Genomic DNA, 23519 nt, shown 5'->3' on the forward strand with positions numbered 1-23519 from the left:
AACGTATTTATATTACTATTGGTGCAAGTAGCACAAGGGATAATTCCTATAGGTTCAGATTTTACCATAATTCTGCTATGATGGGGGGCTGTGGGATTTGCTCCTAGTCTTGGTGCTTATTGCCCATTTGTGTATTTTAAACCATTCGTCCGCCTAAGACTGAAGCCGTGATTGGCGACAGGCCGATGTTATTCTTGGAGTCCTATGTCTTTTTCTAATCTCGGCTTGTCCCCGGAAATTGTTCGTGCTGTCACTGAGCGGGGATATGGTAAACCTACACCAATCCAGACACAGGCTATCCCTGTGGTATTGTCTGGTGGTGATATTATGGCTGGAGCGCAAACGGGTACTGGTAAAACTGCCAGTTTCACTCTGCCTTTGTTACATCGTTTGTCTGCAAATAAGGGCATTTCTAGTAATTCCCATGGATTTCCGCCAATTCGCGCCTTAATTCTGACTCCTACCCGTGAACTCGCTGCACAGGTGCAAGAAAGTGTCCGTGATTATGGTAAATATTTGAATTTGAATTCAATGGTGATGTTTGGGGGAGTGAGTATTGGTCCCCAAAAACAGAAATTGAGAACCCGTGTAGATATTTTGGTTTCAACTCCAGGACGATTGTTAGATCATGTCCAACAAGGGACTGTGAATTTGTCCCGTGTGGAAGTGTTGGTACTGGATGAAGCAGACCGAATGCTGGACATGGGTTTTATTCATGATATCCGGCGGATTCTGGCACTTTTGCCTAAACAGCGGCAAAATTTGCTATTTTTTGCAACTTTCTCTGATAAAGTTAAAACTCTTGCGGCTGGGTTACTAAATAACCCGACTATGATTGAAGTCGCACGCCGAAATGTGACTGCGGCAACGGTATCACAAAAAGTTTATCATGTGGACAGAGAACGGAAGCGGCAATTACTGTCTCATCTGATTCGAGAAAACAAATGGTATCAAGTATTAGTATTTAGCCGCACCAAGCATGGCGCTGACCGGTTGGTGAAGCAGTTGGGTGAAGATCGAATTCAAGCGCTCGCTATTCACGGTAATAAGAGTCAGGGAGCGCGGACTCACGCTTTAGCAAAGTTCAAGGATGGGACTTTGCAGGTATTGGTAGCAACGGATATTGCTGCCCGGGGTCTTGACATTAGCGAACTACCGCACGTTATTAATTACGATTTACCTAATGTCCCAGAGGATTATGTGCATCGCATTGGTCGGACTGGACGCGCTGGGGCGGAAGGTCAAGCGATATCTCTTGTATGTGTTGATGAACATCACTTGTTAGCGGATATTGAAAAACTAATTGAGCAACGTTTACCGAAAGAAGTGGTAGATGGTTTTGGAGTCAACCCGGAAATTAAGGCTGAACCAATTCCCAATGGACGTAAAGCTCCTTCTGGTGGTGGTGGAAATCAGCGGACTCGTCGTTCTGCGCCTAAATCTGCTGCTCACAAATCCTCCAGACAGTCTTCTTCACCCACAGCCGCAGGGGATAAAAAGCTTGGTTCTAGTTCTCCTACACCACGTCGTTCTAGTAAACGCAGGTAACATCTAATTTTTCCTAGGTTGGGTTGTACTTTGTTCAACCCAAAACCAAAATAACTACTTAACCCAAGTTGCTATTTATTGGGAAGAGCGATCGCATTGGGTCAATAAAGCAATAAAATCTCCTCCAGGAAGAAAAAGAGGAGGGGTGTATGTTAAACGAAATAATTGCTATAGAGGTGCCGGTTTTACAGATAATTGACACAACTCTTCTAGGGATATCTTTCTTTCATTGTATACTTCTTCAATCTTCTTGGTAGCAGCTTCTAAAATTTCCTGACCACTTCTGATTTCGATGTTTAACTTATTTAGATTTTCATCAAAAATCACAAATAGGGAGATATTTTTTGCCATAGTTTGTGTAATACCTCGCACTTTAAAATCAGTAATAAATTTACCTTCTGTGGGGACATGAAGAGGTAAATTGGAAGATTGAACAATTTCTTGAATCTCTGCAAGTTGTAAACTAGAAATTGCTGGTTTTTTTTGTTCAAGATTCACAAATTCTGCTAAATAGGGCTGATTAATTACAACATCTTCTAATGACTCATATTGAAATGTAATTTTCCCGGCTAAATTATCAGTAATTGCATAAATTTGCATAGAGTATGGAGGTTTAGGGACAGAACCCTGTGCGTAGAATAAACTTCCCTCTGTTGTGACAGTGATTTGAGATGTATCTGCTAGAGTTTGTAAAGATTGGAGATTAGCAATGGTACTTTTAACGAATACAGAATCTAGTCCTAAAATAGATGCTAAATCATTAGCTGTAGGTGGGGGATTAAACTCCATACCAGCACGAATAATAAACTCTTCTAAGACATTAAATTTGCGAGATTCTTTAATAGTTAATTCTAAGGAATTTTGAGTTACAGTATAGCCAAATTGACGCGCAGCTAAAACTAACAAACCAGAACTTTCAGCTTCAATTTTCTCAACTATATATTTGAGATTTTCATCAATCTGTTTAACTACAGAAGCAGGAAACATCAATAAAACCTCCATGATAATTAACCGTGTTGGCAACTTCAGAATACATATTACCAACTGTACCGGGTTTAGCGGTAAATAAATCGTGACAACCGACAATTACTAATAATTCTTGAGCGCGGGAAAAAGCCACATTTACCCGTTCTGGTTTATTGGCAAATCCCACGTCTCCTTGCTGATTATTCCGCACCATACTGACAATTACAACTGGTCTTTCCATACCTTGAAATCTATCAACTGTACCTGTTCTGATTTGTAAAGAAGGGAAAAGTTCAGATTGCAACCGTTCATCAATTTTCCGTAATTGAGCACCATAAAATGTAATTACAGCTATTTCTTTTTTTGGTTCTCCATTTGCAACTTTATTCATCCAAACCTGCTCAAATTGCTGACAGATACTTTCAATTACATCAATTTCTTTAGTATTCAAAAATGAAGTGCCATTGCGTTCTTCTTGAAATTCATTTTCTCTAGGCATTTTCACCCAACATAGATGATGATACGGTTGAATAATTTCCCCCGCTAAATTATGAGCGCGTTTTGTGTCAGGTTCTAAAATCCCACATTCCAATTTACCATGATAAAATTGATTAATTGCGCCCATAATCATTGGGTGCATTCGATATTGAGTATTCAACATTTTTTTAATGCTTTTATCAGCTGTTTCAAACTGACTTTTAAATAATGACTCTTCTAAAAATTGCAATTCTTCTCTGGTATTACCCATAGTTTTCGCAACTTCTTCCACAGTGCTAGTATCAAGCATAGGTGGTAATTGCCGATGATCTCCTACCATGACTAATTTTTTACCTTTCAAAGCCGGAATTAGCAATTCTGGAGGAGTGCATTTACTAACTTCATCAATAATTACAACATCAAAAGATTGAAATTCTTCTGAGAAATTATAATTTGCTGCTTGAACGCAAGTAATCCCGACAACGTTAGCATTATCTAAATAAATCCCCCTTAGATCTTTACTATCTTGTTCTGAAGGTTGACGGAGTTTTGCAACCCAATCTTGCACAAAGTTTTGATATTTTTGCAGATAATTTTCTTCACTTTTTAGCTGTCGTTTCCATGACTTAAATTTATTTTGAATACTGCATAAAGAGTCTGAGTCAAATAAATTATCATTAGATAATTCTGGTTTGAGTTTATCTGGGATTGTTTGCCAAATTGACTGCCACCAATTCCGTTCGCTAATTAAACTATCTGATACCTGTAATTGTAATTTCTGTTCTAAATCAGATATTTTTATTTGTAATTCTGCAATCTCTTGTTGATAAATATTAGCTTCTGCTTGCAAATTTATAAACTCCTGATTTAAAGAGTTTTTAATATTTTCTAAAATAGTAAAAGGTGCTAAAGAGGAAATCAGAGTTTCCATTTCATTGACGCGATTTTCCCAAAATTTGACTTGCTGGGAAAATTCCTGCGGTTGTTCCCAAATATTTGCTTGTCTAGTCAGATATTTTTCTCCAAGAATCCTTAATGGACTAGGAATATTTTGCTGTTTATGAAATGCTTGTAAGTTATGAATAACTTCTGCCAATTTTAAATTAGCAGCTTCTTTGCTTTTTTTTACCTGAGATTTAGCTTCAGATATTTGTTCTGGAGAAATTGCATTTTGCGGAAGTTCTTGAAATTGCTGGTGTAAGATTTGTAATTGTTGTTCAGCTTCAGTTTTAACTCTTAAAACACATTGACGGGCATGAACTAAGATGATATCTAGTAATTCTTGGGTAATGCGGGTAAGAGTAGCTTCAATATTGTTCCATTCAAAGGCATTACCATAAGTTTTTTCCAATCTAATTAAAAATACTTGAGTATTTTCAACTAATAATTTTCGCTGTTTAGGGTTGAGGAGTTGATAATTTTGGAGTTTTTGATAGGTTGTTTGCCATTGAATTTGATCTGGTTTTGATAATACTATCGGAATTTGACTAAAACTTTGCTGTAAAAAATAACTAAAATCATGTTTTTTACCTTTTCTATCTGTAAAGTTACCTTCTATTTCATAAGTTATGGCTTTTGTTAATACTCCCCAATCTGGTAAACTGATTCGATAATTTTTAGGAACAATAGTTAATTTTAATGTCTTGGCAAACATTAATAAGCCTAATGGTAAATCTACCATGTTTTCTGTTAAAACTAAATTAGATTGTTGACATTCTTTTAAAACTTGATACAAGTTGTTGTTAGCTGTAGATTTCCATTCGACAATGGCTTCAATAATATAATCAATTTCCCGTTTGCGATTTTCCCAAATTTGGATGGTTGGCTGTAAATCGTTTTGGGTATTAAATTTCTGATAATCTGTTTCTAATTTTTCCAAGGATACAGAATGCTGTTGAAAAATATAAACTAATTTGGCTACTTCGGAAATAGCTAAACCGACATCATTAGCATTTTTTAATCCTGGTTTAAATCCAGAAAGATGAGTTGTGATATTTTCCTGTAACCAAACTGCTAACCCAAATGCACCAAATCCTGGACGGACAAAACCCAGTTCTTGAATACATTTGATAGCTTGACGCACATTTTCTCGAAAATCTTCTACCTGTTGGTTATTTTCTGTATAAGGTTTAATTTGTGGTAAAAAATTGTTAATTTCTGAAGATTCCCAATCTATATTTGTGGGATTTTTGAGGATATTTTCTAAACCAGTAATTAAATATTCAATTTCTTTTTTCTTGACTAAAGTTTGCTGATGTTCAAGCTGTTGATTTTGATAAGCTGCTTCTAAATTTTGTTTTTCGGTTTTGAGTTCATTCTGTTGCTGATTGATTTCCGCTTCTGCTAGAAAATAGTCTGTGAATCGTGGTAATAATAGTAATAATTGATTGAGAATTTTGATATTTTCGTGACGTTGACTGAGATTATTTTCACAGTCAGTGGCGGTATTTTGTAGCCATGTACCAATGACTTGATCTTCTAAAAATGGCTGTCCTTCCTCTCCCACTTTTTCGGCTCGTCCTTTTCTAATAGCGCGAATAACGGGATTATGCACTAAGCGACTGAGGGCGTTATCAACGGCTAAATTGGCTTGAGAGGTAATTAATGTCCGTCCTCCACGCAAGGCTACCTGATAGCAAATTTCCGCAATTACGGTAGTTTTTCCTGTACCTGGTGGTCCTTGAATTAGCACTAAATCTTCTGCGGACAGGACTTTTTCAACTGCGGCTTTTTGTCCAGCATTTGCGGAGGATAATAATAAGTCTTTTGAGTTAAGTTTAATTCTTTTGATAATCGGTCTAGCTTGGGAAGAGTCGAATAAAAAGTTACCTAAATAGGGATTTTGAGTGCGTCCTTGTCTTAATTGTTCTAGGGCTTTTTCTTTGCGTTCGATTTGTTTGATGTCTCCGGCAGCATCAAAAAATAAGTAGCCTTTATTGGGAAGTTGATAATTACCTTTGGATATATATTCGATTAGTTCTCGTTCTAGGCGAATATGAATAAGATTATGTTTTTGATCAATTTTTTCAATAGTTCCTAATTGACGACTGTGGCGACGATTTTTATCTGTAGGTACGGAATCAAGAAAGTTAACTTCCTGGTTTTTGGCTTTTTTGACTCGTTCCCAGAAATTCTCCCCACCTAAAATATTCTCTTCAGAACCATCTAATGTGGCTGAGTTAACTTTAATTTCTAACGCGATTTGTCGAGAATTTGAGCTATTGTTAGCAAGCAAAAAAGATACACAAAATTGGCGTGATTTAGCAATCCGTTCTTCTACTTTTAAGAAGGCTTTCCAGGCTTTAAGTTGATCTTCGGTGGGGACATGATTGCCGCAAATTGGCATATTTTTTATTTTTGCCAATAATGGTTTAGGAATGTCCAAACGATGTTGATGATTTGGGCTTAGTCGCAACCAATAGGGTAAGGCGTAGCCGTCAATATTTCCCCGTAATTCATGTAGTAAATAAGCTGATAAAATTTTAAATCCGCCGTGTCCATCTTGACGAATGGCAGCTTTAAATGCTAAAGTCTTTCCTAGGTTTTTTAATTTTTTGGGAAGTTGAAAGTTATCTTGGTCTGTGGCTATAGTTAGTTCCCAAATCTCTTCTCCTGATTCTTTTCCTGTGCCTTGACGACGAATATAAAACAAGCCAGGTTGTTTACCAACTAAATCAAATAATAATTCATTGGCACGTTCTCGCCGTTCTCTAAAGTCAGGATACAATTGTAGAGATGATTGACCTTCAAAATGGCGAACTAAATTATCAACGGCTGAACCTATGAATGTATAACCACAATCTTCTATCTTCGTTTTATTATTCATAGTTTTTGTAATAAGGAATCAGATCCCCGACTTCTTAAAGAAGTCGGGGATCTTTATCTTGTGTTGATATTAAGAAGCTAGTGCTACTTCTACCAACTGTTGTAATTCTTTGTTGTTGTACATTTCAATCAAAATATCAGAACCGCCAACGAATTTACCATTAATGTATACTTGAGGAATTGTTGGCCAGTTGGAATATTCTTTGATGCCTTGACGGATTTCTTGATCTGCAAGTACGTCAATGGTTTCAAAGGGAACTCCTAATGCATTGAGAATTTGGACAACGTTATTAGAGAAACCACATTGGGGCATTAATTTGTTGCCCTTCATGAAAACCATAATTTTGTTTTCTTCTACCAAAGTATCAATTCTTTCTTTAAGTTCTGGGGTCATGATTAGTTATTTCCTTATGTTACTGAAATTCAAGAGTTGATACGATTTTAGATTTTGTTTTCTTAATCCAAAATCCCAAATCTAAAATTAGTTTGTTGCTTGCCAATTTTCGGGGGTGTAGGTTTTAAGTGCTAAAGCATGAATCGCTTCCGTAGACATGGCTTCTTGTAATGCGCTATAAACTAGTTGGTGTTGTTGCACCAGTCCCTTATCTGCAAACTGCGATGAAACTACTGTTACCTGATAGTGATCACCACCACCAGTCAAGTCTTGTACTTGCACTTGGGCATCTGGCATTTCTGCCTTGATCATTGCCTCTACCTGTTGCGGACTTATCATCGCCATTCCTGAAAAACTTACTTCTCTATTATTAACAGATATGTAGCGGTTGGCTGTTGCCTGTTAGCATTTGCCGATTATTTTTTACCTTGACGAGGAAAGGGGACATCTACAAAACCTAGTTCAAATAATTGTTGGTATGCTTTTGTGCCTAGTTCTCTGGTAGGGTTTTGACTTTTGATGACTTGCACTAGTAAAGGTATGGCTAATTCTGTCCGATTTTGCGCTCGATGTACTAGGGCTAATTGATAGGTGGCTTCATCGCGCTTTTGGGCAGTTGTTAAGGCATTTTTGCGGTAGGCATCGGCAGCGCGAATGTCAATACCTGCAAAACTAGAGTTGAGGTCTTGGTAAAAGGTGGATAATTGATTATAAACTTGACGGGCTTCTTGGAGTTTTTTGGCTGCTAGGGCGTAGTTTTGACTAGAAACTGCTTCGGTTGATTCTTTCATCAAGCGATCGCCCCCCTCTATACTTAAAAGATTATTACTTGTTCCTGTGGGACTCAGGGTATTAGGTTGATCTGTATCAATAGGTTTCGGTTGTTCCGTTGGTTTTGGTTTTTCAGCAGGTTTGGCTTGACTAACAGGATTAGATACCTTTTTTCCCTTAGCATAGGCAGGTGATAGCAGTCCCAAAAATACTATGAGTGATAAAGATGTCAAGCGAATTAAGGTAGCAGCATTCATGAGTTTAATTAGTACAAAAATTCTATAGAAAAAGTTGGGAAACTTTGTGTATCTTAACTCTCTTTGTCCTAGAGATAAAGTTAGTCACTCGATAACTATTCAAAAAGCTGAAGAAAAAATCCCCCAACTACTGCTAGAGGATATATTCTCCACACTTTGTGTTAGTCGTCAGTTACCTATTTTAAAGTTCCCAAAACAGGTGTTAACTCAGTCGCTGGAATCTGCGGATTTAAGAATCCACTCGCATAAATATGAGGATTGGTTTGAGAAATAATGGTATAAGATTGGCGAACATGAGCATTGACAGCCACAGTTTTCGCATCATACATTTGCATAGCCACCTTGGGGTAGAAACCAATGCCAATAATCAGCAACAGAAAACAGGCAGCAATAAACACTTCACGGGGTCTGGCATCAGTGTATACAGTTTCCGTTGGTAACAGGCAATCTGTCCCAAAACAAGCCGTTCCTTCATCTTCCTGATTTTCTAAATTAGCATTGTTAATATCGCAAATCAGGGCTGCACCAGAACCATAAAATACTTCACGCAGCATGGAAAGTAGATAAATAGGTGTGAGGATGACTCCCACAGCAGCTAAAAAGACGGTAACGGTGCAGAATGTAGAGGTGTAAACATCGCTAGTTGTGATACCCACAAATACTGAAAGTTCGCCCACAAAGCCACTCATTCCCGGTAAAGCCAAAGATGCCATAGCCCCCATTGTAAACAGGGCAAACACCTTTGGCATAGCTTGACCAATACCGCCCATTTCTGCCATTACCATTGTGCGGGAACGGTCATAAGTTACACCAGCCAAGAAGAATAACACGGAAGCAATTAAACCATGGGATATCATCTGCAACATTGCACCGTTGATACCCAAATCGGTAAAAGAGGCAATTCCTATTAATACAAAACCCATGTGAGAAATTGAGGAATTAGCCAAACGCCGTTTCATATTCGTTTGGGCAAAGGAATTTAAAGCACCATAGATAATGTTGACAACACCGAGAATAGCTAGAACCGGGGCAAAGTAAACATGAGCATCGGCAAGTAGGTCAAGATTTAGGCGAATTAGTCCATATCCGCCCATTTTCAACAGCACACCCGCCAAAATCATGGATACTGGAGAAGATGCTTCACCGTGAGCATCCGGTAGCCAAGTATGCAAGGGGAAAATCGCCAATTTTACGCCAAAGGCAATTAACAAACCTGCATATAGTAGTAGTTGCAGAGTCAGAGGATATTCTTTATGGGCAAGTTCTGCAACATCAAAAGTTACATTTCCGCCGCCATATAGCCCCATTGCCAGGGCTGCTACCAAGATAAATATAGAAGCCGCTGCGGTATAAAGTAAAAATTTTGTAGCTGCGTAGCGTCGCCTTTGTCCACCCCAAATACAAACGAGTAAATATACAGGGATGAGTTCGACTTCCCACATAATGAAAAATAACAGCAAGTCTTGGGCGACAAATACCCCAACCTGTGCAGAATACAACACAAGCATGAGAAAATAGAACAGCTTTGGTCTCCGGTCAACTTGCCAAGCCGAAAAAATCGCCAGTGTGGTGACAAATCCCGCCAAAAGTACCAAGGGGGCGGAAATACCATCCACAGAAACAGCCCAGTTTAAGCCCAACTGAGGCATCCAGACATAATTTTCTACCAGTTGAAAATTCGCATTACTGGCATCGTAATGTTGCCAAAAGGCATAACACATGAAAATAAAGTCAGCAATACCTATGCCAAGTGCATACCATCTGACAAGTTTGCCATCTTTATCTGGCAATACAGGGATGAACAAGGATGCTACAAGTGGAAATAGGACAATCGCGGTAAGCCAAGGAAAATGATCCGCTATCATGTCAATAGGAAAAAATACTTATTGGTTGATGATGTTATTGTACTAAACTTTTTAACAATTTCTTTATAAGTTTTTCCCCCAGTTTAGCATAAGAGAATATATACCTAAATAAATCTTATGCTTAGGATTGAGGAGATTGAAACTATTTTCCTTTGTCTCCCTGATGATTTAAAATAAGTTATTAGATGTACTGTTAAATCAATGACTGAAATTCAATTGGCTCAAACAGGTCTTGACAATCGAGATCAGTACCTCTGGTTAGAGGAGACAATCCTAAAACTCAAGGCGCGAGATTTTCACGGTTTGGATGTGGAACATTTAATTGAGGAGATGGAAATCTTGGCGAGTAGGGATAGGGCTGAGGTTGAAAGCCGTCTAATTGTGCTATGGGTGCATCTATTAAAACGGATTTATGTTAATAGTGAATATGATCATCGTGGCTGGGAAGTGACAATTCGAGAACAACGTCGTCAATTAAGAATTCTTCTTAAACAATCCCCTAGTCTGAAGCGATATTTTACAGCAGTATTAGATCAAGCTTGGCAAGAGGCGCTGATGGAAGTGAGGGAAGATTATCCTAGTTTTCAGTTTCCTGATGTATGGGAGTTTAGCCTGAATGTTGATGTGCTTTTGAGTGAGAAGTTTTGGGAATATTCTTAGTCAATTTATCATTTATTGGCAGTTCAGCGAAGAACAAAAAGAATTATTGCAAAAATATCATGATGCCAATAACTTTCTACTAGAATGCTTAAATAGTGATTGTTATGTTAGCCGTGATGTGCGCCAGTATATAGAAGATACCTTACTAGACATCTCCAGAAATTAAATATGCGTATCCTAGAACCCTTGTAGAGGCGTTCCATGGAACGTCTCTACATTCTTTTTTGGAGATGTCTATTGCAGAAATCCAACCCTATCGGTAAATGTTCCGCACAGAAAAGAGATCAGCAATTTACAGATAGATTTTTTTGTCAGAATCAGGACACCCTTCGGGAAGTCAAAAGTCAAAAGTCAAAAGTCAAAATTGAGAATTAAAAAATAAAAGATTTACAGGATGTATTAATGCGTAATTTATAATTTGAAAATGTCTGTTACCTGATGCTGTCAGAATCAGGATGTCCAGGATTCAAGGATTAACAGGATTTAGGATGTATTTTTTTCTCCTAATTAACATTAGAGATTTCTCTAAAATTCAAGCTACTGCAAAACCTGTATATTGTCTGATCTTAGGTTGGTGAAATCCTAAAACAATATTTTCTTTGGGTATTCCTGCTGCTAACAAGTCTAAAGCGATGCCATCTTCTGTACTATCACTTTGAATCCAGATTTTATCATCAATAATATCCAGATGAATAATACAAGCATGAACTCTAGCCTCATCTTCCCATCCTGATGTAATCACCAAATAACGGTTTTCATCTTTGCTAATAATTAATTCTGCTTTTAAATCTCCATAATGATAGGGAATAGCAGCATATTCAGTGAGAATTTTTTCAATAACTTGACGATAATTAGTTAATTTATCCATAATTCAAGCTACTGCAAATCCTGTATATTGTCTAACGTTAGGTTCATGAAATCCTAAAACAATCTCTTCTTTAGGAATACCGGATTGCATTAATTCATTAGCAACACCATATTCTGTATTATCACACTGAATCCAAATTTTATCATTAATTATCTCAATATGAATTAAACAACTATGCAAGTGTTGTTTTTCTGTCCAACCTTCAGAAATAATTAGATATTCATCGTTTTCTGAATCAAATGCTGCTCGGTTACGAATATTAGCATTAGCATAGGAAATATTCAAATAAGATTTAAGAACATTGCGAATTATATTTCGATAAGTTTCTATTCTATCCATTGGGTTATTTTCTCCTCTTGTGAATCAAATACAATTAATTTGATTGTGTTGTCTTCTAATAAAATTTTGCCAATCTCTTCTGTAAAAATTTTGTAGAATACAGTATCACGAATTGCTAAATAAAGAACTCTATCTGATTCTATCCTTTCTAATATTTTTTCATACAATATATATTGTCCAAGGGCATTTTTGAGGTCTTCTACTTCTGATAAACCGATAAAACTTTTAACTTCAACAGCTATTTTTTTTCCTTGTTTCTCTGCTGCTAACAGTTTCTCAGCAGCTAAATCAATAAAGATATCTTTTTTGCCGATTTTAAGAGTTAATGGATCATCTGTAATTATCCAATCGTCTTTTTCCAGAGCTTTCCTGACACTATCGTGATAAATATCCTTAGCTGGCATAATTATAATCTTAATCTAATATTATGGAACTTTCAAGATTATTCTTCCTCAAGATAAGCTAAGGCTTGATTACGATCTAGCAATGATGTATTCATAGATTCATCCATCGCTTTGTTCAGACAATAATCTTCTACTGCTACTTGTGAAATAGTCCCCTCTTTATCAGCAATTTCTAAACCACGACGCACTTTTTCAATTACATATAAATGATATTGAATATCCTCAATTGAGCAATCATCTGGAAGTTGCTGTAAAAGAGATTGTACTTGTTCTTTTGTGGTACTCATAGTTTAATTTTGAGTTAATTTGTTGATTGGCTGGGAATTACCCAGCCAGGTTTTTTAGAAGTTTTAGAAGTTGCTAAAATTAGTAATCGCTTCTTGTATTTTATTCACAACTTCATCCACAGATATCACTCCCAATTCCCCAGAAGCACGGGTGCGGATACTCAAGCTGTTGGCTTCTACTTCTTTCGCACCAACCACCGCCATGACAGGTATTTTATCCTTTTCGGCGTTACGAATCAACTTACCCAGGCGATCGCCACTCAAATCCACTTCCGCCCGAATCCCTAACGCAACCATCCTCGCTGCCACTTCTTTGGTAAAATCTAACTGAAGATCACCTACAGGTAATAACCTGATTTGCACAGGCGCTAACCACAAGGGAAAATCACCCGCATATTCTTCAATCAAAATCCCAATTAATCGTTCTAAAGAACCAAATGGTGCGCGGTGAATCATTACTGGACGTTGACGCGAACCATCTTCAGCCACATATTCTAAATCAAACCGTTCAGGTAAATTATAATCTACCTGCACCGTTCCCAATTGCCATTCTCGTTCCAAAGCATCACTGAAGATAAAATCAAGTTTTGGACCATAGAAAGCCGCTTCCCCAATGCCTTCAAAATGCTCCATTCCCAATTGTTGCACAGCGCGACGAATCGCCCCTTCCGCTTTATCCCAAACTTCATCCCCACCAATATATTTATCACTGGCCGGGTCGCGGAAACTCAATCTAGCTTTAAAATTCTTTAATTGCAGACTTTTGAAAACACTCAAAATCAAATCTACAACATTCAGAAATTCGCTGTCTAGCTGTTCAGGAGTCACAAACAAATGAGAATCATCAACCGTAAAACCGCGCACTCTGGTTAAACCACCCAATTCTCCCGATTGTTCATAACGGTAAACTGTACCAAATTCCGCCAACCGCATCGGTAATTCCCGATAAGAGCGTAATTCACTCTTGTATATTTGGATATGGAAAGGGCAATTCATCGGTTTCATGACAAAACCCTGTTCTATGGCTCTTGCTTCCTGATCTTCAGCCATCAAAGGAAACATATCTTCTTTGTATTTCTGCCAATGTCCTGATGTCTTAAATAAATCCACCCTAGCAATGTGGGGAGTTACAACAGGCAAATAACCCCGTTTTAACTGCTCTTTTTTGAGAAAGTCCTCTAAAATCGTTCTTAACAAAGTCCCTTTCGGAGTCCACAAGGGTAAACCAGGACCGACTAAATCGGAAAAGATAAATAACCCCAGTTCTTTACCCAGTTTACGATGATCACGGCGTAAAGCTTCTTCCTTGCGGCGTTTGTACTCAGCTAATTGTTCGGGAGTTTCCCAAGCCGTAGCATAAATACGCTGCAACTGGGCTTTTTTCTCATCTCCCCGCCAATAAGCACCAGCAACACTTTCTAATTCTATAGCTTTGGGATTTATTTCGCTGGTATTTTCCAAATGTGGACCAGCACACAAATCCCACCATTGATCTCCCAAATGGTAAATCGTGATAGGTTCTTGTTTAATGTCAGCCAGAATTTCTAGCTTATAAGGTTCTTTGATAGCTTCAATGCGGCGTTGTGCTTCTTCTCGGCTGACTTCTTCCCGAATTAACGGCAATTTGCGATTAATAATCTTCACCATTTCTTTTTGAATGGTTTTCAAATCCTTATCACTAAAGGGTTCTGGACTATCAAAGTCATAATAAAACCCATTCTCAATCCAGGGACCAATTGTGACTTGCGCTTTGGGAAACAGCTTTTGTACTGCCATTGCCATAATATGGGAAGCTGTATGGCGAATCTTTTTTAAAGTTTCTGACTCGCTGGTCCGGGGTAAATAGATTTTTTCGACTACTTGGATTTCTTGATTTGGCGACATTGGCTGTTAAACTTTTGGCGAAGTGTTAAAAATAAACTTGACAAAAAATATCTTTACAAAATAAATAATAGTCCACTAGCTATGGTTTCTCCTAATTTAGCTCGATCGCAAGCTTTTAGTCATTAGTCATTGGTCATTGGTGAAAACTATTCTTCTTTCTTCTTTCTTCTTTCTTCTTTCTTCTTCCTCCTGACTCCTTGACTCTCTGAATTTCTTCCTTTAGAGGTATCAACACTTACCCCCAAAGAAAGTTACAAAACTGTTGCCAAATTTATATAATCATGCCTTAGACACCAAGTTACAGAGTTTTTGGTGTGGGAAGTCATGAATTGATTGTTAAGAATCGTAAATAACGTTAATATAAAAAAAGAATTAGGAAATATGCTTCTCATATATGGGAGACTCAAATTTACCAAGTGCTGATTTACTGAAATCAGTCTTAGAACCGCTGTTAGAGGATTTTCAATATTGGTTTGAGCGATATCGTCACATCCTGGAAAATGAGAAAATCCGATTCATGAGTGAACAAGAGCAACTAGACTTACTAAAACGAGTCAAAGATGCACAATGTGAACTGAATACAGCCAGAATGTTGTTTACAGCAATTGAAAAGCAAGTGGGAATTAATATGGCAACTGTCATGCCTTGGCATCAATTGGTTACAGAATGTTGGGGTGTAGGAATGCGTTTAGGTCAATTCAAGGAATAATAAATCCCTGGCAAAATCTAAATGAAGTGGAAATTGTAAAGATACTAGACAATTCTTAACATTGTTTTCATAAAAAAATAATGTGTCTCATGTTACCTTAATCTGAATATAAGGATTGCATCAGATAACATAGGCGCACAAGTAAGGAATTTTACATTCTCTTTTACCGCGAATCGTTTATTTGCGGAGTTTTAAGTTTTACGAAATAACATTTTAACCTGTACTGTTTTGGAGGAAAATTCAATGCTACACCTACTATATATTTTAGCCTTTACCGTTTTGGCATTTATGGCTGTCGGTAATTTAATTCGGAATCTGATCATGTTCAGTTTCGATAGAGAACGGACATATCCAGCCAACCAATCATCACAAGGTGGCTTTGGTTATTATGCAGCCAGAAAGCAGTATGTTTCCCATCCTGAATTGTTAGATAGCGCAGGTAACATGATTAAAGAACCACTGTTAGTCATGCGCTCAATTAATATTGAGGATGCACGGGAACAGTTAGATGCTCTTTACGAATCCTCTCCTAGTCAAAAAAGCGATCGCTCAGAAGGAGCATAATTTATCAATTGTAGAGGCAACCCCCCGTGGTTGCCCCGTGTCTATTGTAAAGCCTGAAAAAGTGTTCGCGTTGTCGAATCTCCTGTCCCTAATTTTCTAATTTACATTCCAAAGCTTTTTTTTGCATTGTTTTGAAAATATTGTAAAAACCATTAGCGCGGGAAGGAGTCAAACTCACATTTAAGCCAGTTTCTTGAATAAAATCAGGAGTAAGCTGGACTATTTCTGTAGGTGTTGATCCATTTAATCCTTCTATTAATAATGCTAACAATCCCTTCGTTAACTGGGAATCAGAATCACCCTGAAACATGACTTTATCATCTTCTAATGATGCCGTAACATACACCTGAGAAACGCAACCTGGAACTTTATTTTCGGGAATTTTTCTGTTTTCAGGAAATTCTTGTAGCTTTTGAGCGTACCATATTAACTGCTCATAGCGTCGTTTAGGTTCTGTAGCGCGTTGAAAGCGGTGGACGATTTTATTCAGTGCTGGCGGTAAGGAATCAAGAGTTGAGGACATGATCAATCCAGGAAATAATTACCCTTATTTTAGCAATTACCAGCCATTCCAGATACCATCAAGACAGCGGCAAATATCAAAAATTGTGATTAAGTACAGCAGTTGTCTCTATTAAGAAGTAAAAACAGATGTTAAAATTTGCTACAAAGTAAGCAGTTATATAGATTTTTATTACTCAATATTTGGATGATATTGTCAAACATCCAAAAATATCAGGAGTAACTCAGATGTTGACTTCAAGCTTACTAGCTACAGCCACCACATCTCTAGAATGGAGTCCTAATATTGGCATAATTATGATTATTGCCAATATTTTCGCTATTGCTATTGGCAAATTTACTATTGAGCGTCCTAACGCTAAACCAGAATTACCAGCACCTCAATTTTTCGGTGGTTTTGGTTTACCTGCGGTATTAGCAACTGCTTCCTTTGGGCATATTTTGGGAGCAGGTATTATTCTAGGATTACACAGTATTGGTAAAATCTAAGTTCTGCTGATTAAAAATTAGGGAGAGAAATATATTTTTCTTCTCCCTTTTTTATAATTTAGCTTTAACTATAGCAGGTGACAGTGCTAAAAGTCTCTTAGTGTCTAAGTTTTAGCATTGGTAGATGTCCTAACCGCCTTGTCCGTTGCTATAAATATATGCGAGTAAATTTTGAGTATAATTTATAACTTATCCAATGACAATCTAAGCATTCATGAATCTGTTATGCTATAGAAATTAACGGCGTTGCTGATTAAGGGTATGAATTTTAGTTTCACGCAAAGGCGCACAGACGCACTGAGGTTGGAGTTTTAAAGGTTTAATTTGGGAATTTCATACCTCAATTCAGCAACGCCAAATTAACTTCCCATAAGCACTAGTTCAAGTTTGAATTATTAATTATTAAAAATGCCATCTAAAATTATACTTACCATCACACAGGGTAAACTTTCTAGAAAACAATATGTTTTTGAATCTCGCAGCACTTGTATTGTTGGCAGAAATGATGACTGTAACTTGCAAATAGCTGATAAGGTGGATATGACCATTTCCCGCTATCACTGTTTACTTGATATTAACCCTCCAGATATTCGTGTGCGAGATTTAGGAAGTTTAAATGGTACTTTTGTAAACGGTAAAAAAATTGGCCAAAGACAAAGGCAACAACCTGCCCAAGAAGCTGTAAGATTAAGCTTTCCCGAATACAATTTACAAGACGGTGATGAAATTAAACTGGGTGATATTCTTTTTAAAATTGGCGTACAAGTAGAAGACCAATTAAACAAAATACCAGATTTACCTGTCCCAGAAGAAAACGAACAACAGAACTTTTTAACCGCTGCTAAAAAACTTATAAATTTATCTCAAAGTGGTCATGCTAGTCTTCAGAGTATCTCTGGCTATAGTTTAACCAAGTCATTAGGTAAAGGTGACTTTGCAGAAGTATTTGCAGCCAAGGATATTCAAACCAAGAAATCCATCGCTCTTAAGATTATGTTACCTGCGGTTGCGAATCAAAAAAATCGGATAGAAATGTTTTTGAGAGCAACAGAAAACATCAAGATTTTACAACATCCTAATATTGTGCAATTGTTAGATTATGGCTTTGTGGAAAATACTTTCTTTTTCACAATGGAATATTTTTCAGGAGGTAATGTTTGGGACTTTATGCAAAGATCAGGGTGGCGTTTACCTATTGATATTGCCGTAGATATAACCTTACAAGTTCTCGATGGTTTAATATATGCCCATCAAGTCGAAATTCCCTACATTAAATCAGTTGATGGCATAATAACTAAAGGTAAGGGGTTAGTTCATCAAAACTTAAAACCAAATAATATTTTCATCAGTAAAATCAACGATAAAATAGTTGTAAAAATAGGAGATTATGGTTTATCCAAAGCATTTGACTTAGCTGGGTTAAGTGGACAAACTTTAACCGGGACAAAGATGGGAACACCTGCATTTATGCCCCGTCAACAGGTGCTAAATTTTAAAGACGAATTGCCAGAAATTGATATCTGGGCAACAGCAGCCTGTTTATATAATATGCTGACGGGATATTTTCCCCGTAATTTTACAGGTGACCCCTGGTTATCAGTTTTACAAAATAGTCCTGTTCCTATTCTTCAGCGTCATCATGGTATTCCCCAAAAGTTGGCAAAGGTGATAGATTTAGCTTTGCAGGAAAAACCACAAATTTATTTTCAAACAGCAGCAGAATTTAAACAGGCTTTATTAGATTGTCTGTAAACTATCAAGTAAGTAGGTGAACACAATAAAACCAATCTGTGTAAAGAAAAGTAAAATCGCCCAAACCCTCTTCACTTTTGCCTCTTGCCTCTTGCCTTGCCATAACGACGATTTTCAATGCTAACCTACTTAAATAAGTTATGAGTGCATTATCAACAATACAAGAACTACCATCTCAATTGATTACACCAGAAAATTTTCAACCTTATGGCCAGGTAATATATGCAAGTCAAGATGGGAAAAATTTTGATCAAGAAGATGCACAGTTAAATTTACAAAATGGTATTCCCCGTTTTTATATTATGCGATTGCAAAAAAACGGCCGGAAATTTCACCAAATTACTCGTCATATCAAATGTACTCAATGTTTAGGTTCTCTAGATGGTAAAGATTGGTTAATGGCAGTTTGTCCACCTAATAATGAGATGAATGAACCTCTATTATCAAAACTTACAGCTTTTCGCATTCCAGGAAGTTGTTTTATTAAATTAAGTGTAGGAACTTGGCACGCAGGACCATATTTTGATCATGAGTTTGTAGATTTTTACAATTTAGAATTGAGTGATACAAATGTAGTAGATCATTTTACTCATAATTTTCTCAAAAGTCATAATTTAGCTTTTGAGATGATTTAAAGTAAGATCCCCGACTTCTTAAAGAAGTCGGGGATCTGGATATTCTGGATAGGTGTCTATATCCATGAATTTTGAATAATTTTTTTGAGTGAAGTTTCCTTGACTAATTCGGCGGCTTCATTAACCTCTAACCATTTTCTTTCTCTGGCGGTAGCTTCTGGCCAATCTTCTAAGATTATTTCTACAGGTAATAAAAATAAATTTACTTGATAGATATTCCCGCGTTTTCGATATTTATAATTACCTAACTCTTCAGTTGTGACTCTACCGACAACTCCCGCTTCTTCCCACGCCTCCTTCGCTGCTGAATCATGGGGACTCATCCCTTTACAAAGTCCCCCTTTAGGAATTACCCAACCTTGACGGCTACGAGTGGTAATCAATAAAACTTCAACTTTTCCGTCGTTGATTCGATAGGGAATAACTCCAGATTGTTGTAAGATCTTGTTGGCTTTGCGAGTCATGGTGGTAGATTCCTTCTGAATGAGTATTGTTAATTTTAAATGTGTATTTGATGATAATGTGCCATTAAGGCAAATGTTAGAACAATTAATCTGATTTCGGGTCATCTCTACTATAAATTCATTAATTTTTCACAAAAATCCGGAAGTATGATTTGCACTATGCTACCTAATTTTATGACTTCATCACCCAAAATAGGTTAAAATGCAGACAGAGTAAGCGTTTCCTCCTTAAACATCCTCATGCTAGAAACTCTAGAAACCCAAATTTACGAACTTGAGCAATTTGCCAACACCCTTGTTGCAAACCAACTCACTCACCTGAGTTTCGTCAGCATTGGCATTATTTTTCTGGCTGGCTTGCTGACCAGCCTCACGCCCTGTATGCTGTCTATGCTGCCCATTACCATTGGTTATATTGGTGGTTATGAAGCTAAAAGTCGTTTGCAAGCAGCAGCCCAATCAACTTGGTTTGCGTTGGGATTAGCAACTACATTAGCAGGTATGGGAATCCTCGCAGGTTTAGTTGGTAAAGTCTATGGACAGATAGGAATTGGTTTACCAATTATTGTGAGCATTATCGCTATTATTATGGGACTAAACTTATTAGAAGCATTACCCATACAATTTCCTACTTTGAATGAAACAAATTGGATTTCTCCAGATTTACCTGCCGGAGTACGTTCATACTTGATTGGTTTAACATTTGGGTTAGTCGCTTCCCCTTGTAGCACACCAGTGTTAGCCAGTTTATTAGGTTGGGTTGCTAATACTCAAGATTTAGTGTTAGGTGCTGTTCTACTACTTTCTTACACAGCCGGATATGTAACTCCATTAATTCTAGCAGGTACATTTACTGCTGCAATTAAAAAACTATTAGAATTGCGCCGTTGGTCTGGTTGGATCAATCCTGTTAGCGGTGTATTATTAGTAGGGTTTGGTGTTTTTTCTCTACTTTCTCGCATTCCTATTGGTAGTTTCTAAGCAATGACTTCAGATCAGACAACATCCACAGAATTAAGTTGGTGGTTAATCCCCGGACGATTTATCCGCCGGGAAATCTTACCTGTATTAACTGATTTACGGTTGGCAATTATCCTATTACTGGTTATTGCCTTATTTAGTGTTAGTGGTACAGTCATTGAACAGGGACAATTGCCTGATTTTTACCAATCTAATTATCCAGAACATCCTGCTTTATTTGGTTTTCTTTCTTGGAAAGTTATTCAAGTAGTTGGATTAGATCATGTATATAGAACTTGGTGGTTTTTGAGTTTATTAGTTTTATTTGGAACTAGTTTAACAGCTTGTACCTTTACTCGGCAATTACCAGCCCTCAAAGCTGCTCAAAAGTGGAAATATTACGAAGAACCTCGCAACTTTACAAAGTTAGCTTTGAGTGCTGAGTTAGAGGGTGTTTGTTTGTCATCAATTCCGCCAATTTTGCAGCAAAAGAGTTATCGCATATTTCAAGAAACGAATCCAGAAAAAGATGATATTCTCTATGCCCGTAAAGGGATAGTTGGGCGCATTGGTCCGATCATTGTTCATATTGGTATTGTGGCTATTTTGCTGGGAGGAATTTGGGGTGCAATGACGGGCTTCATGGCTCAAGAAATGATTACTAGCGGCGATACATTCCAGGTAAAGAATATTGTTGATGCTGGTGCTTGGTCATCGAAAGATGTGTTAAAAGATTGGTCTGTGCGTGTCAATCGCTTTTGGATTGATTACACACCAACGGGGGGAATTGACCAATTTTATTCAGATATGTCTGTGTTGAATAATGATGGTCAAGAAGTTAACCATGAGAAAATTTATGTTAACAAACCTCTCCGTTATCATGGTGTCGTTTTCTATCAAACAGATTGGGGAATTTCTAATGTTCGGGTGAGGTTAAATAAAAGTCCAATTTTTCAATTACCAATGGTACAATTAGACACCAAAGGTAGAGGGAGAATTTGGGGAACTTGGATTCCGACTAAACCTGATTTAAGTGAAGGTGTTTCTCTCTTAGCCAAGGATTTGCAAGGCATGGTATTAATTTATGATGCTCAAGGTAAATTAATTAATACTGTGCGTGCAGGAATGTCTATCCCTGTAAATGGCGTAAATTTGCAAATTATTGACATTATGGGTAGCACGGGGTTACAAATCAAATTTGATCCTGGTATTCCTATTGTTTATACAGGTTTTGGTTTGTTGATGTTGGGTGTAGTTATGAGTTATTTTTCCCATTCCCAAGTTTGGGCTTTACAAAAGGGCAAAACTTTGTATATTGGCGGAAAAACTAACCGCGCTCAAGTTGCATTTGAACAAGAGATTTTAGCAATTTTAGATCAACTTAGTTCTGTCAATAACGTCAAAAAGTCCTAAATTTCAGATCCCCGACTTCTCCAAGAAGTCGGGGATCTGAGAAACTAAATTAAACTGCTGTGAGAAGTCCTAATCGCATTTGTTCAATTAATTGATATAAATTACCTGTATTCAACCGATAACTTAAAGGGTGAACAATTAAGCGGGCTGTACTTTCATACAAAGTCGCAATTTCAATTAAACCATTTTCTTTTAAGGTCTTTCCTGTGGAAACTATGTCAACAATTGCTTCCGACATTCCGGTAATTGGACCTAATTCCACAGAACCGTATAAGGGGACAATTTCTATTGGTAAATCCAAACCTTGGAAATATTCTCGCGCACAATTTACATATTTAGAAGCAACTCGACCATGAGCAGGTAGATCTAAAGGAGATTTGTAGGAACTGGTAGCTTTTACAGCCACAGACATCCGACAATATCCAAATTTTAAATCCACTAATTGGGCAACTTGGGGCTGTTTTTCTCTCAGGACATCGTAGCCGACAATTCCCAATTGTGCCTGACCATATTCCACATAAACAGGTACATCTTGCGCTCGGACTAACAACGCTTTTGCCTGTCCAGTGGCATCAGGAATTTGTAATTGGCGGTTGCCTGATTCTAAAAAAGCACTAAAATCTAATCCTAGAGATTGTAATATGCGGAGACTAGGTTTAAGTAGTTCTCCTTTGGGTATTGCAACAGTTAACATTCTTTTTTTGGTATTCTTGATGTGTTTGCAGTTCACTATATTGAGAATATATCTATATTGCTCACTACTAACATAATGAAAATTTTATTGGTTGATGATGAAGTCGAACTAACTGAGCCTTTAAGTCGTCTGTTAACTCGTGAAGGTTACAGTGTTGATGCTACTGATGATGGAATAAGTGGCAGTAATTTAGCAGCAATAGGCAGTTATGATTTACTGATTTTAGACTGGATGTTACCGGGAAAAACGGGGTTAGAGATTTGTCAGCAATTACGTCGGCAAGGGAAAATAGTTCCTGTGCTATTTCTAACGGCAAAAGATACTTTGGACGATAGAGTGCAGGGTTTGGACGCGGGTGCTGATGATTATTTAGTCAAACCTTTTGAATTACGGGAATTACTGGCAAGAGTCCGGGCTTTGTTACGTCGTACTGGTACAGAATCTTATAGTAGTACAAAAGGAAAGTTAGTTGTAGCCGATTTGGAACTGGATATAGAAAATCAAATAGCTTATCGTCACGGAAGAATTATAGAACTCTCTCAAAAAGAAAGTCAGTTGTTACAATACTTTATGGAAAATTCAGGACAACTACTGACTCATGCTCAAATTTTGCAGCATTTATGGCAAAATGAGGAACAACCTAATAGTAATGTGATTGCGGCTTTAATTCGTCTGTTGCGTCGCAAGCTAGAAGGAGTGGGTAAAACACCAATGATTCATACTGTTTATGGTAAAGGTTATCGTTTTGGTTCGACTGGAATTGAATAAACCA

At 37.4% G+C, this 23519-nt stretch carries 25 protein-coding genes; 11 read left to right on the forward strand and 14 right to left on the reverse strand.

The window, feature by feature from the left end:
- The first annotated feature begins 204 nt into the window (after positions 1–204).
- The gene (locus IQ226_RS01610) at positions 205–1548 is read left to right on the forward strand and encodes a DEAD/DEAH box helicase (protein ID WP_193891246.1); all 1344 of its coding nucleotides are present in this window, start codon (positions 205–207) and stop codon (positions 1546–1548) included.
- 168 nt (positions 1549–1716) lie between these two features.
- On the opposite strand, the gene IQ226_RS01615 is transcribed toward IQ226_RS01610, so the two are convergent.
- From IQ226_RS01615 to IQ226_RS01640, 6 genes are all read right to left on the reverse strand, one after another.
- A complete protein-coding gene (locus IQ226_RS01615) occupies positions 1717–2535 on the reverse strand; it encodes a hypothetical protein (RefSeq protein WP_228039190.1) in 819 nt (272 codons plus the stop codon).
- Positions 2513–6817, reverse strand: a complete 4305-nt coding sequence (locus IQ226_RS01620; protein WP_193891249.1) for an AAA domain-containing protein — start codon at positions 6815–6817, stop codon at positions 2513–2515. The genes IQ226_RS01615 and IQ226_RS01620 overlap by 23 nt, the downstream gene beginning before the upstream one ends.
- Positions 6818–6886: 69 nt before the next feature.
- Positions 6887–7210, reverse strand: a complete 324-nt coding sequence (grxD, locus tag IQ226_RS01625) for a Grx4 family monothiol glutaredoxin (protein WP_193891252.1) — start codon at positions 7208–7210, stop codon at positions 6887–6889.
- An 87-nt stretch (positions 7211–7297) separates the two neighbouring features.
- Entirely contained in the window at positions 7298–7549 is a 252-nt protein-coding gene (locus tag IQ226_RS01630) for a BolA family protein (protein ID WP_193891348.1), read from the reverse strand.
- 77 nt (positions 7550–7626) lie between these two features.
- A complete protein-coding gene (locus IQ226_RS01635; protein ID WP_193891255.1) occupies positions 7627–8238 on the reverse strand; it encodes a hypothetical protein in 612 nt (203 codons plus the stop codon).
- Positions 8239–8414: 176 nt separating this feature from the next.
- Positions 8415–10103 carry an NAD(P)H-quinone oxidoreductase subunit 4 gene (locus IQ226_RS01640; RefSeq protein ID WP_193891257.1) on the reverse strand — a complete coding sequence of 563 codons (1689 nt, stop codon included), beginning with the start codon at positions 10101–10103 and terminating at the stop codon, positions 8415–8417.
- A 201-nt stretch (positions 10104–10304) separates the two neighbouring features.
- Between IQ226_RS01640 and IQ226_RS01645 the strand changes: the two genes are divergently transcribed.
- Both IQ226_RS01645 and IQ226_RS01650 read left to right on the forward strand, forming a co-directional pair.
- The gene (locus tag IQ226_RS01645) at positions 10305–10763 is read left to right on the forward strand and encodes a DUF29 domain-containing protein (RefSeq protein ID WP_193891260.1); all 459 of its coding nucleotides are present in this window, start codon (positions 10305–10307) and stop codon (positions 10761–10763) included.
- Positions 10738–10929 carry a hypothetical protein gene (locus tag IQ226_RS01650; RefSeq protein ID WP_193891262.1) on the forward strand — a complete coding sequence of 64 codons (192 nt, stop codon included), beginning with the start codon at positions 10738–10740 and terminating at the stop codon, positions 10927–10929. The genes IQ226_RS01645 and IQ226_RS01650 overlap by 26 nt, the downstream gene beginning before the upstream one ends.
- 366 nt (positions 10930–11295) lie before the next feature.
- Here the strand turns inward: IQ226_RS01650 and IQ226_RS01655 are convergent, their stop codons facing one another.
- The 5 genes from IQ226_RS01655 to thrS form a co-directional block, all read right to left on the reverse strand.
- Positions 11296–11631 carry a XisI protein gene (locus IQ226_RS01655; RefSeq protein WP_193891264.1) on the reverse strand — a complete coding sequence of 112 codons (336 nt, stop codon included), beginning with the start codon at positions 11629–11631 and terminating at the stop codon, positions 11296–11298.
- Between the two features lie 3 nt (positions 11632–11634).
- Positions 11635–11916, reverse strand: coding sequence for a XisI protein (locus IQ226_RS01660; RefSeq protein WP_255539948.1), 282 nt, complete (start codon positions 11914–11916; stop codon positions 11635–11637).
- A 41-nt stretch (positions 11917–11957) separates the two neighbouring features.
- A complete protein-coding gene (locus IQ226_RS01665; protein ID WP_193891269.1) occupies positions 11958–12374 on the reverse strand; it encodes a XisH family protein in 417 nt (138 codons plus the stop codon).
- Between the two features lie 38 nt (positions 12375–12412).
- On the reverse strand, positions 12413–12661 hold the full coding sequence (locus IQ226_RS01670) for a hypothetical protein (protein ID WP_193891272.1): 249 nt from the start codon (positions 12659–12661) through the stop codon (positions 12413–12415).
- A gap of 63 nt (positions 12662–12724) precedes the next feature.
- On the reverse strand, positions 12725–14545 hold the full coding sequence (gene thrS, locus IQ226_RS01675) for a threonine--tRNA ligase (RefSeq protein ID WP_193891275.1): 1821 nt from the start codon (positions 14543–14545) through the stop codon (positions 12725–12727).
- 394 nt (positions 14546–14939) lie between these two features.
- On the opposite strand from thrS, the gene IQ226_RS01680 reads away from it, so the two are divergent.
- Positions 14940–15254 carry a DUF2605 domain-containing protein gene (locus IQ226_RS01680; RefSeq protein WP_193891278.1) on the forward strand — a complete coding sequence of 105 codons (315 nt, stop codon included), beginning with the start codon at positions 14940–14942 and terminating at the stop codon, positions 15252–15254.
- Between the two features lie 243 nt (positions 15255–15497).
- A complete protein-coding gene (locus tag IQ226_RS01685; protein ID WP_193891281.1) occupies positions 15498–15818 on the forward strand; it encodes a DUF2973 domain-containing protein in 321 nt (106 codons plus the stop codon).
- Between the two features lie 88 nt (positions 15819–15906).
- On the opposite strand, the gene IQ226_RS01690 is transcribed toward IQ226_RS01685, so the two are convergent.
- A complete protein-coding gene (locus IQ226_RS01690; RefSeq protein WP_193891284.1) occupies positions 15907–16341 on the reverse strand; it encodes a SufE family protein in 435 nt (144 codons plus the stop codon).
- Between the two features lie 227 nt (positions 16342–16568).
- Here IQ226_RS01690 and psaK point away from each other — a divergent pair, with 227 nt between their 5' ends.
- From psaK to IQ226_RS01705, 3 genes are all read left to right on the forward strand, one after another.
- Positions 16569–16829, forward strand: a complete 261-nt coding sequence (gene psaK / locus IQ226_RS01695; protein WP_193891287.1) for a photosystem I reaction center subunit PsaK — start codon at positions 16569–16571, stop codon at positions 16827–16829.
- A gap of 408 nt (positions 16830–17237) precedes the next feature.
- Complete coding sequence (locus IQ226_RS01700) at positions 17238–18581, forward strand: protein kinase (protein ID WP_193891290.1); 1344 nt, start codon at positions 17238–17240, stop codon at positions 18579–18581.
- A gap of 140 nt (positions 18582–18721) precedes the next feature.
- The gene (locus IQ226_RS01705; RefSeq protein WP_193891293.1) at positions 18722–19216 is read left to right on the forward strand and encodes an ureidoglycolate lyase; all 495 of its coding nucleotides are present in this window, start codon (positions 18722–18724) and stop codon (positions 19214–19216) included.
- Positions 19217–19272: 56 nt separating this feature from the next.
- Here IQ226_RS01705 and IQ226_RS01710 read toward each other — a convergent pair whose 3' ends face one another.
- Positions 19273–19680: an NUDIX hydrolase gene (locus IQ226_RS01710; protein WP_193891296.1), complete on the reverse strand. Its 408-nt coding sequence runs from the start codon at positions 19678–19680 to the stop codon at positions 19273–19275.
- Positions 19681–19920: 240 nt separating this feature from the next.
- On the opposite strand from IQ226_RS01710, the gene IQ226_RS01715 reads away from it, so the two are divergent.
- Positions 19921–20661 (forward strand): cytochrome c biogenesis protein CcdA, encoded by a 741-nt coding sequence (locus IQ226_RS01715; protein WP_193891298.1) that lies wholly within the window; start codon positions 19921–19923, stop codon positions 20659–20661.
- A gap of 3 nt (positions 20662–20664) precedes the next feature.
- Positions 20665–22053: a cytochrome c biogenesis protein gene (locus IQ226_RS01720; protein WP_193891301.1), complete on the forward strand. Its 1389-nt coding sequence runs from the start codon at positions 20665–20667 to the stop codon at positions 22051–22053.
- 49 nt (positions 22054–22102) lie between these two features.
- Here IQ226_RS01720 and hisG read toward each other — a convergent pair whose 3' ends face one another.
- Complete coding sequence (gene hisG, locus IQ226_RS01725) at positions 22103–22747, reverse strand: ATP phosphoribosyltransferase (RefSeq protein ID WP_193891304.1); 645 nt, start codon at positions 22745–22747, stop codon at positions 22103–22105.
- A gap of 75 nt (positions 22748–22822) precedes the next feature.
- On the opposite strand from hisG, the gene rppA reads away from it, so the two are divergent.
- On the forward strand, positions 22823–23515 hold the full coding sequence (gene rppA, locus IQ226_RS01730; protein WP_193891307.1) for a two-component system response regulator RppA: 693 nt from the start codon (positions 22823–22825) through the stop codon (positions 23513–23515).
- Positions 23516–23519 lie beyond the last annotated feature (4 nt).

The sequence above is a fragment of the Dolichospermum sp. LEGE 00240 genome, assembly GCF_015207875.1.
Classification (GTDB): domain Bacteria; phylum Cyanobacteriota; class Cyanobacteriia; order Cyanobacteriales; family Nostocaceae; genus Dolichospermum; species Dolichospermum gracile.

Excerpts from the sequence above, each read along its gene's own strand:
- IQ226_RS01700 (WP_193891290.1), top strand. The coding sequence starts at position 17,238 with ATGCCATCTAAAATTATACTTACCATCACACAGGGTAAACTTTCTAGA.
- hisG (WP_193891304.1), bottom strand. The coding sequence starts at position 22,747 with ATGTTAACTGTTGCAATACCCAAAGGAGAACTACTTAAACCTAGTCTC.
- IQ226_RS01670 (WP_193891272.1), bottom strand. The coding sequence starts at position 12,661 with ATGAGTACCACAAAAGAACAAGTACAATCTCTTTTACAGCAACTTCCA.
- psaK (WP_193891287.1), top strand. The coding sequence starts at position 16,569 with ATGTTGACTTCAAGCTTACTAGCTACAGCCACCACATCTCTAGAATGG.
- thrS (WP_193891275.1), bottom strand. The coding sequence starts at position 14,545 with ATGTCGCCAAATCAAGAAATCCAAGTAGTCGAAAAAATCTATTTACCC.
- IQ226_RS01720 (WP_193891301.1), top strand. The coding sequence starts at position 20,665 with ATGACTTCAGATCAGACAACATCCACAGAATTAAGTTGGTGGTTAATC.
- IQ226_RS01610 (WP_193891246.1), top strand. The coding sequence starts at position 205 with ATGTCTTTTTCTAATCTCGGCTTGTCCCCGGAAATTGTTCGTGCTGTC.
- IQ226_RS01680 (WP_193891278.1), top strand. The coding sequence starts at position 14,940 with ATGGGAGACTCAAATTTACCAAGTGCTGATTTACTGAAATCAGTCTTA.
- IQ226_RS01690 (WP_193891284.1), bottom strand. The coding sequence starts at position 16,341 with ATGTCCTCAACTCTTGATTCCTTACCGCCAGCACTGAATAAAATCGTC.
- IQ226_RS01705 (WP_193891293.1), top strand. The coding sequence starts at position 18,722 with ATGAGTGCATTATCAACAATACAAGAACTACCATCTCAATTGATTACA.
- IQ226_RS01645 (WP_193891260.1), top strand. The coding sequence starts at position 10,305 with ATGACTGAAATTCAATTGGCTCAAACAGGTCTTGACAATCGAGATCAG.
- IQ226_RS01655 (WP_193891264.1), bottom strand. The coding sequence starts at position 11,631 with ATGGATAAATTAACTAATTATCGTCAAGTTATTGAAAAAATTCTCACT.
- IQ226_RS01620 (WP_193891249.1), bottom strand. The coding sequence starts at position 6,817 with ATGAATAATAAAACGAAGATAGAAGATTGTGGTTATACATTCATAGGT.
- IQ226_RS01615 (WP_228039190.1), bottom strand. The coding sequence starts at position 2,535 with ATGTTTCCTGCTTCTGTAGTTAAACAGATTGATGAAAATCTCAAATAT.
- IQ226_RS01640 (WP_193891257.1), bottom strand. The coding sequence starts at position 10,103 with ATGATAGCGGATCATTTTCCTTGGCTTACCGCGATTGTCCTATTTCCA.
- rppA (WP_193891307.1), top strand. The coding sequence starts at position 22,823 with ATGAAAATTTTATTGGTTGATGATGAAGTCGAACTAACTGAGCCTTTA.
- IQ226_RS01635 (WP_193891255.1), bottom strand. The coding sequence starts at position 8,238 with ATGAATGCTGCTACCTTAATTCGCTTGACATCTTTATCACTCATAGTA.
- IQ226_RS01715 (WP_193891298.1), top strand. The coding sequence starts at position 19,921 with ATGCTAGAAACTCTAGAAACCCAAATTTACGAACTTGAGCAATTTGCC.
- IQ226_RS01665 (WP_193891269.1), bottom strand. The coding sequence starts at position 12,374 with ATGCCAGCTAAGGATATTTATCACGATAGTGTCAGGAAAGCTCTGGAA.
- IQ226_RS01710 (WP_193891296.1), bottom strand. The coding sequence starts at position 19,680 with ATGACTCGCAAAGCCAACAAGATCTTACAACAATCTGGAGTTATTCCC.
- grxD (WP_193891252.1), bottom strand. The coding sequence starts at position 7,210 with ATGACCCCAGAACTTAAAGAAAGAATTGATACTTTGGTAGAAGAAAAC.
- IQ226_RS01685 (WP_193891281.1), top strand. The coding sequence starts at position 15,498 with ATGCTACACCTACTATATATTTTAGCCTTTACCGTTTTGGCATTTATG.
- IQ226_RS01630 (WP_193891348.1), bottom strand. The coding sequence starts at position 7,549 with ATGATAAGTCCGCAACAGGTAGAGGCAATGATCAAGGCAGAAATGCCA.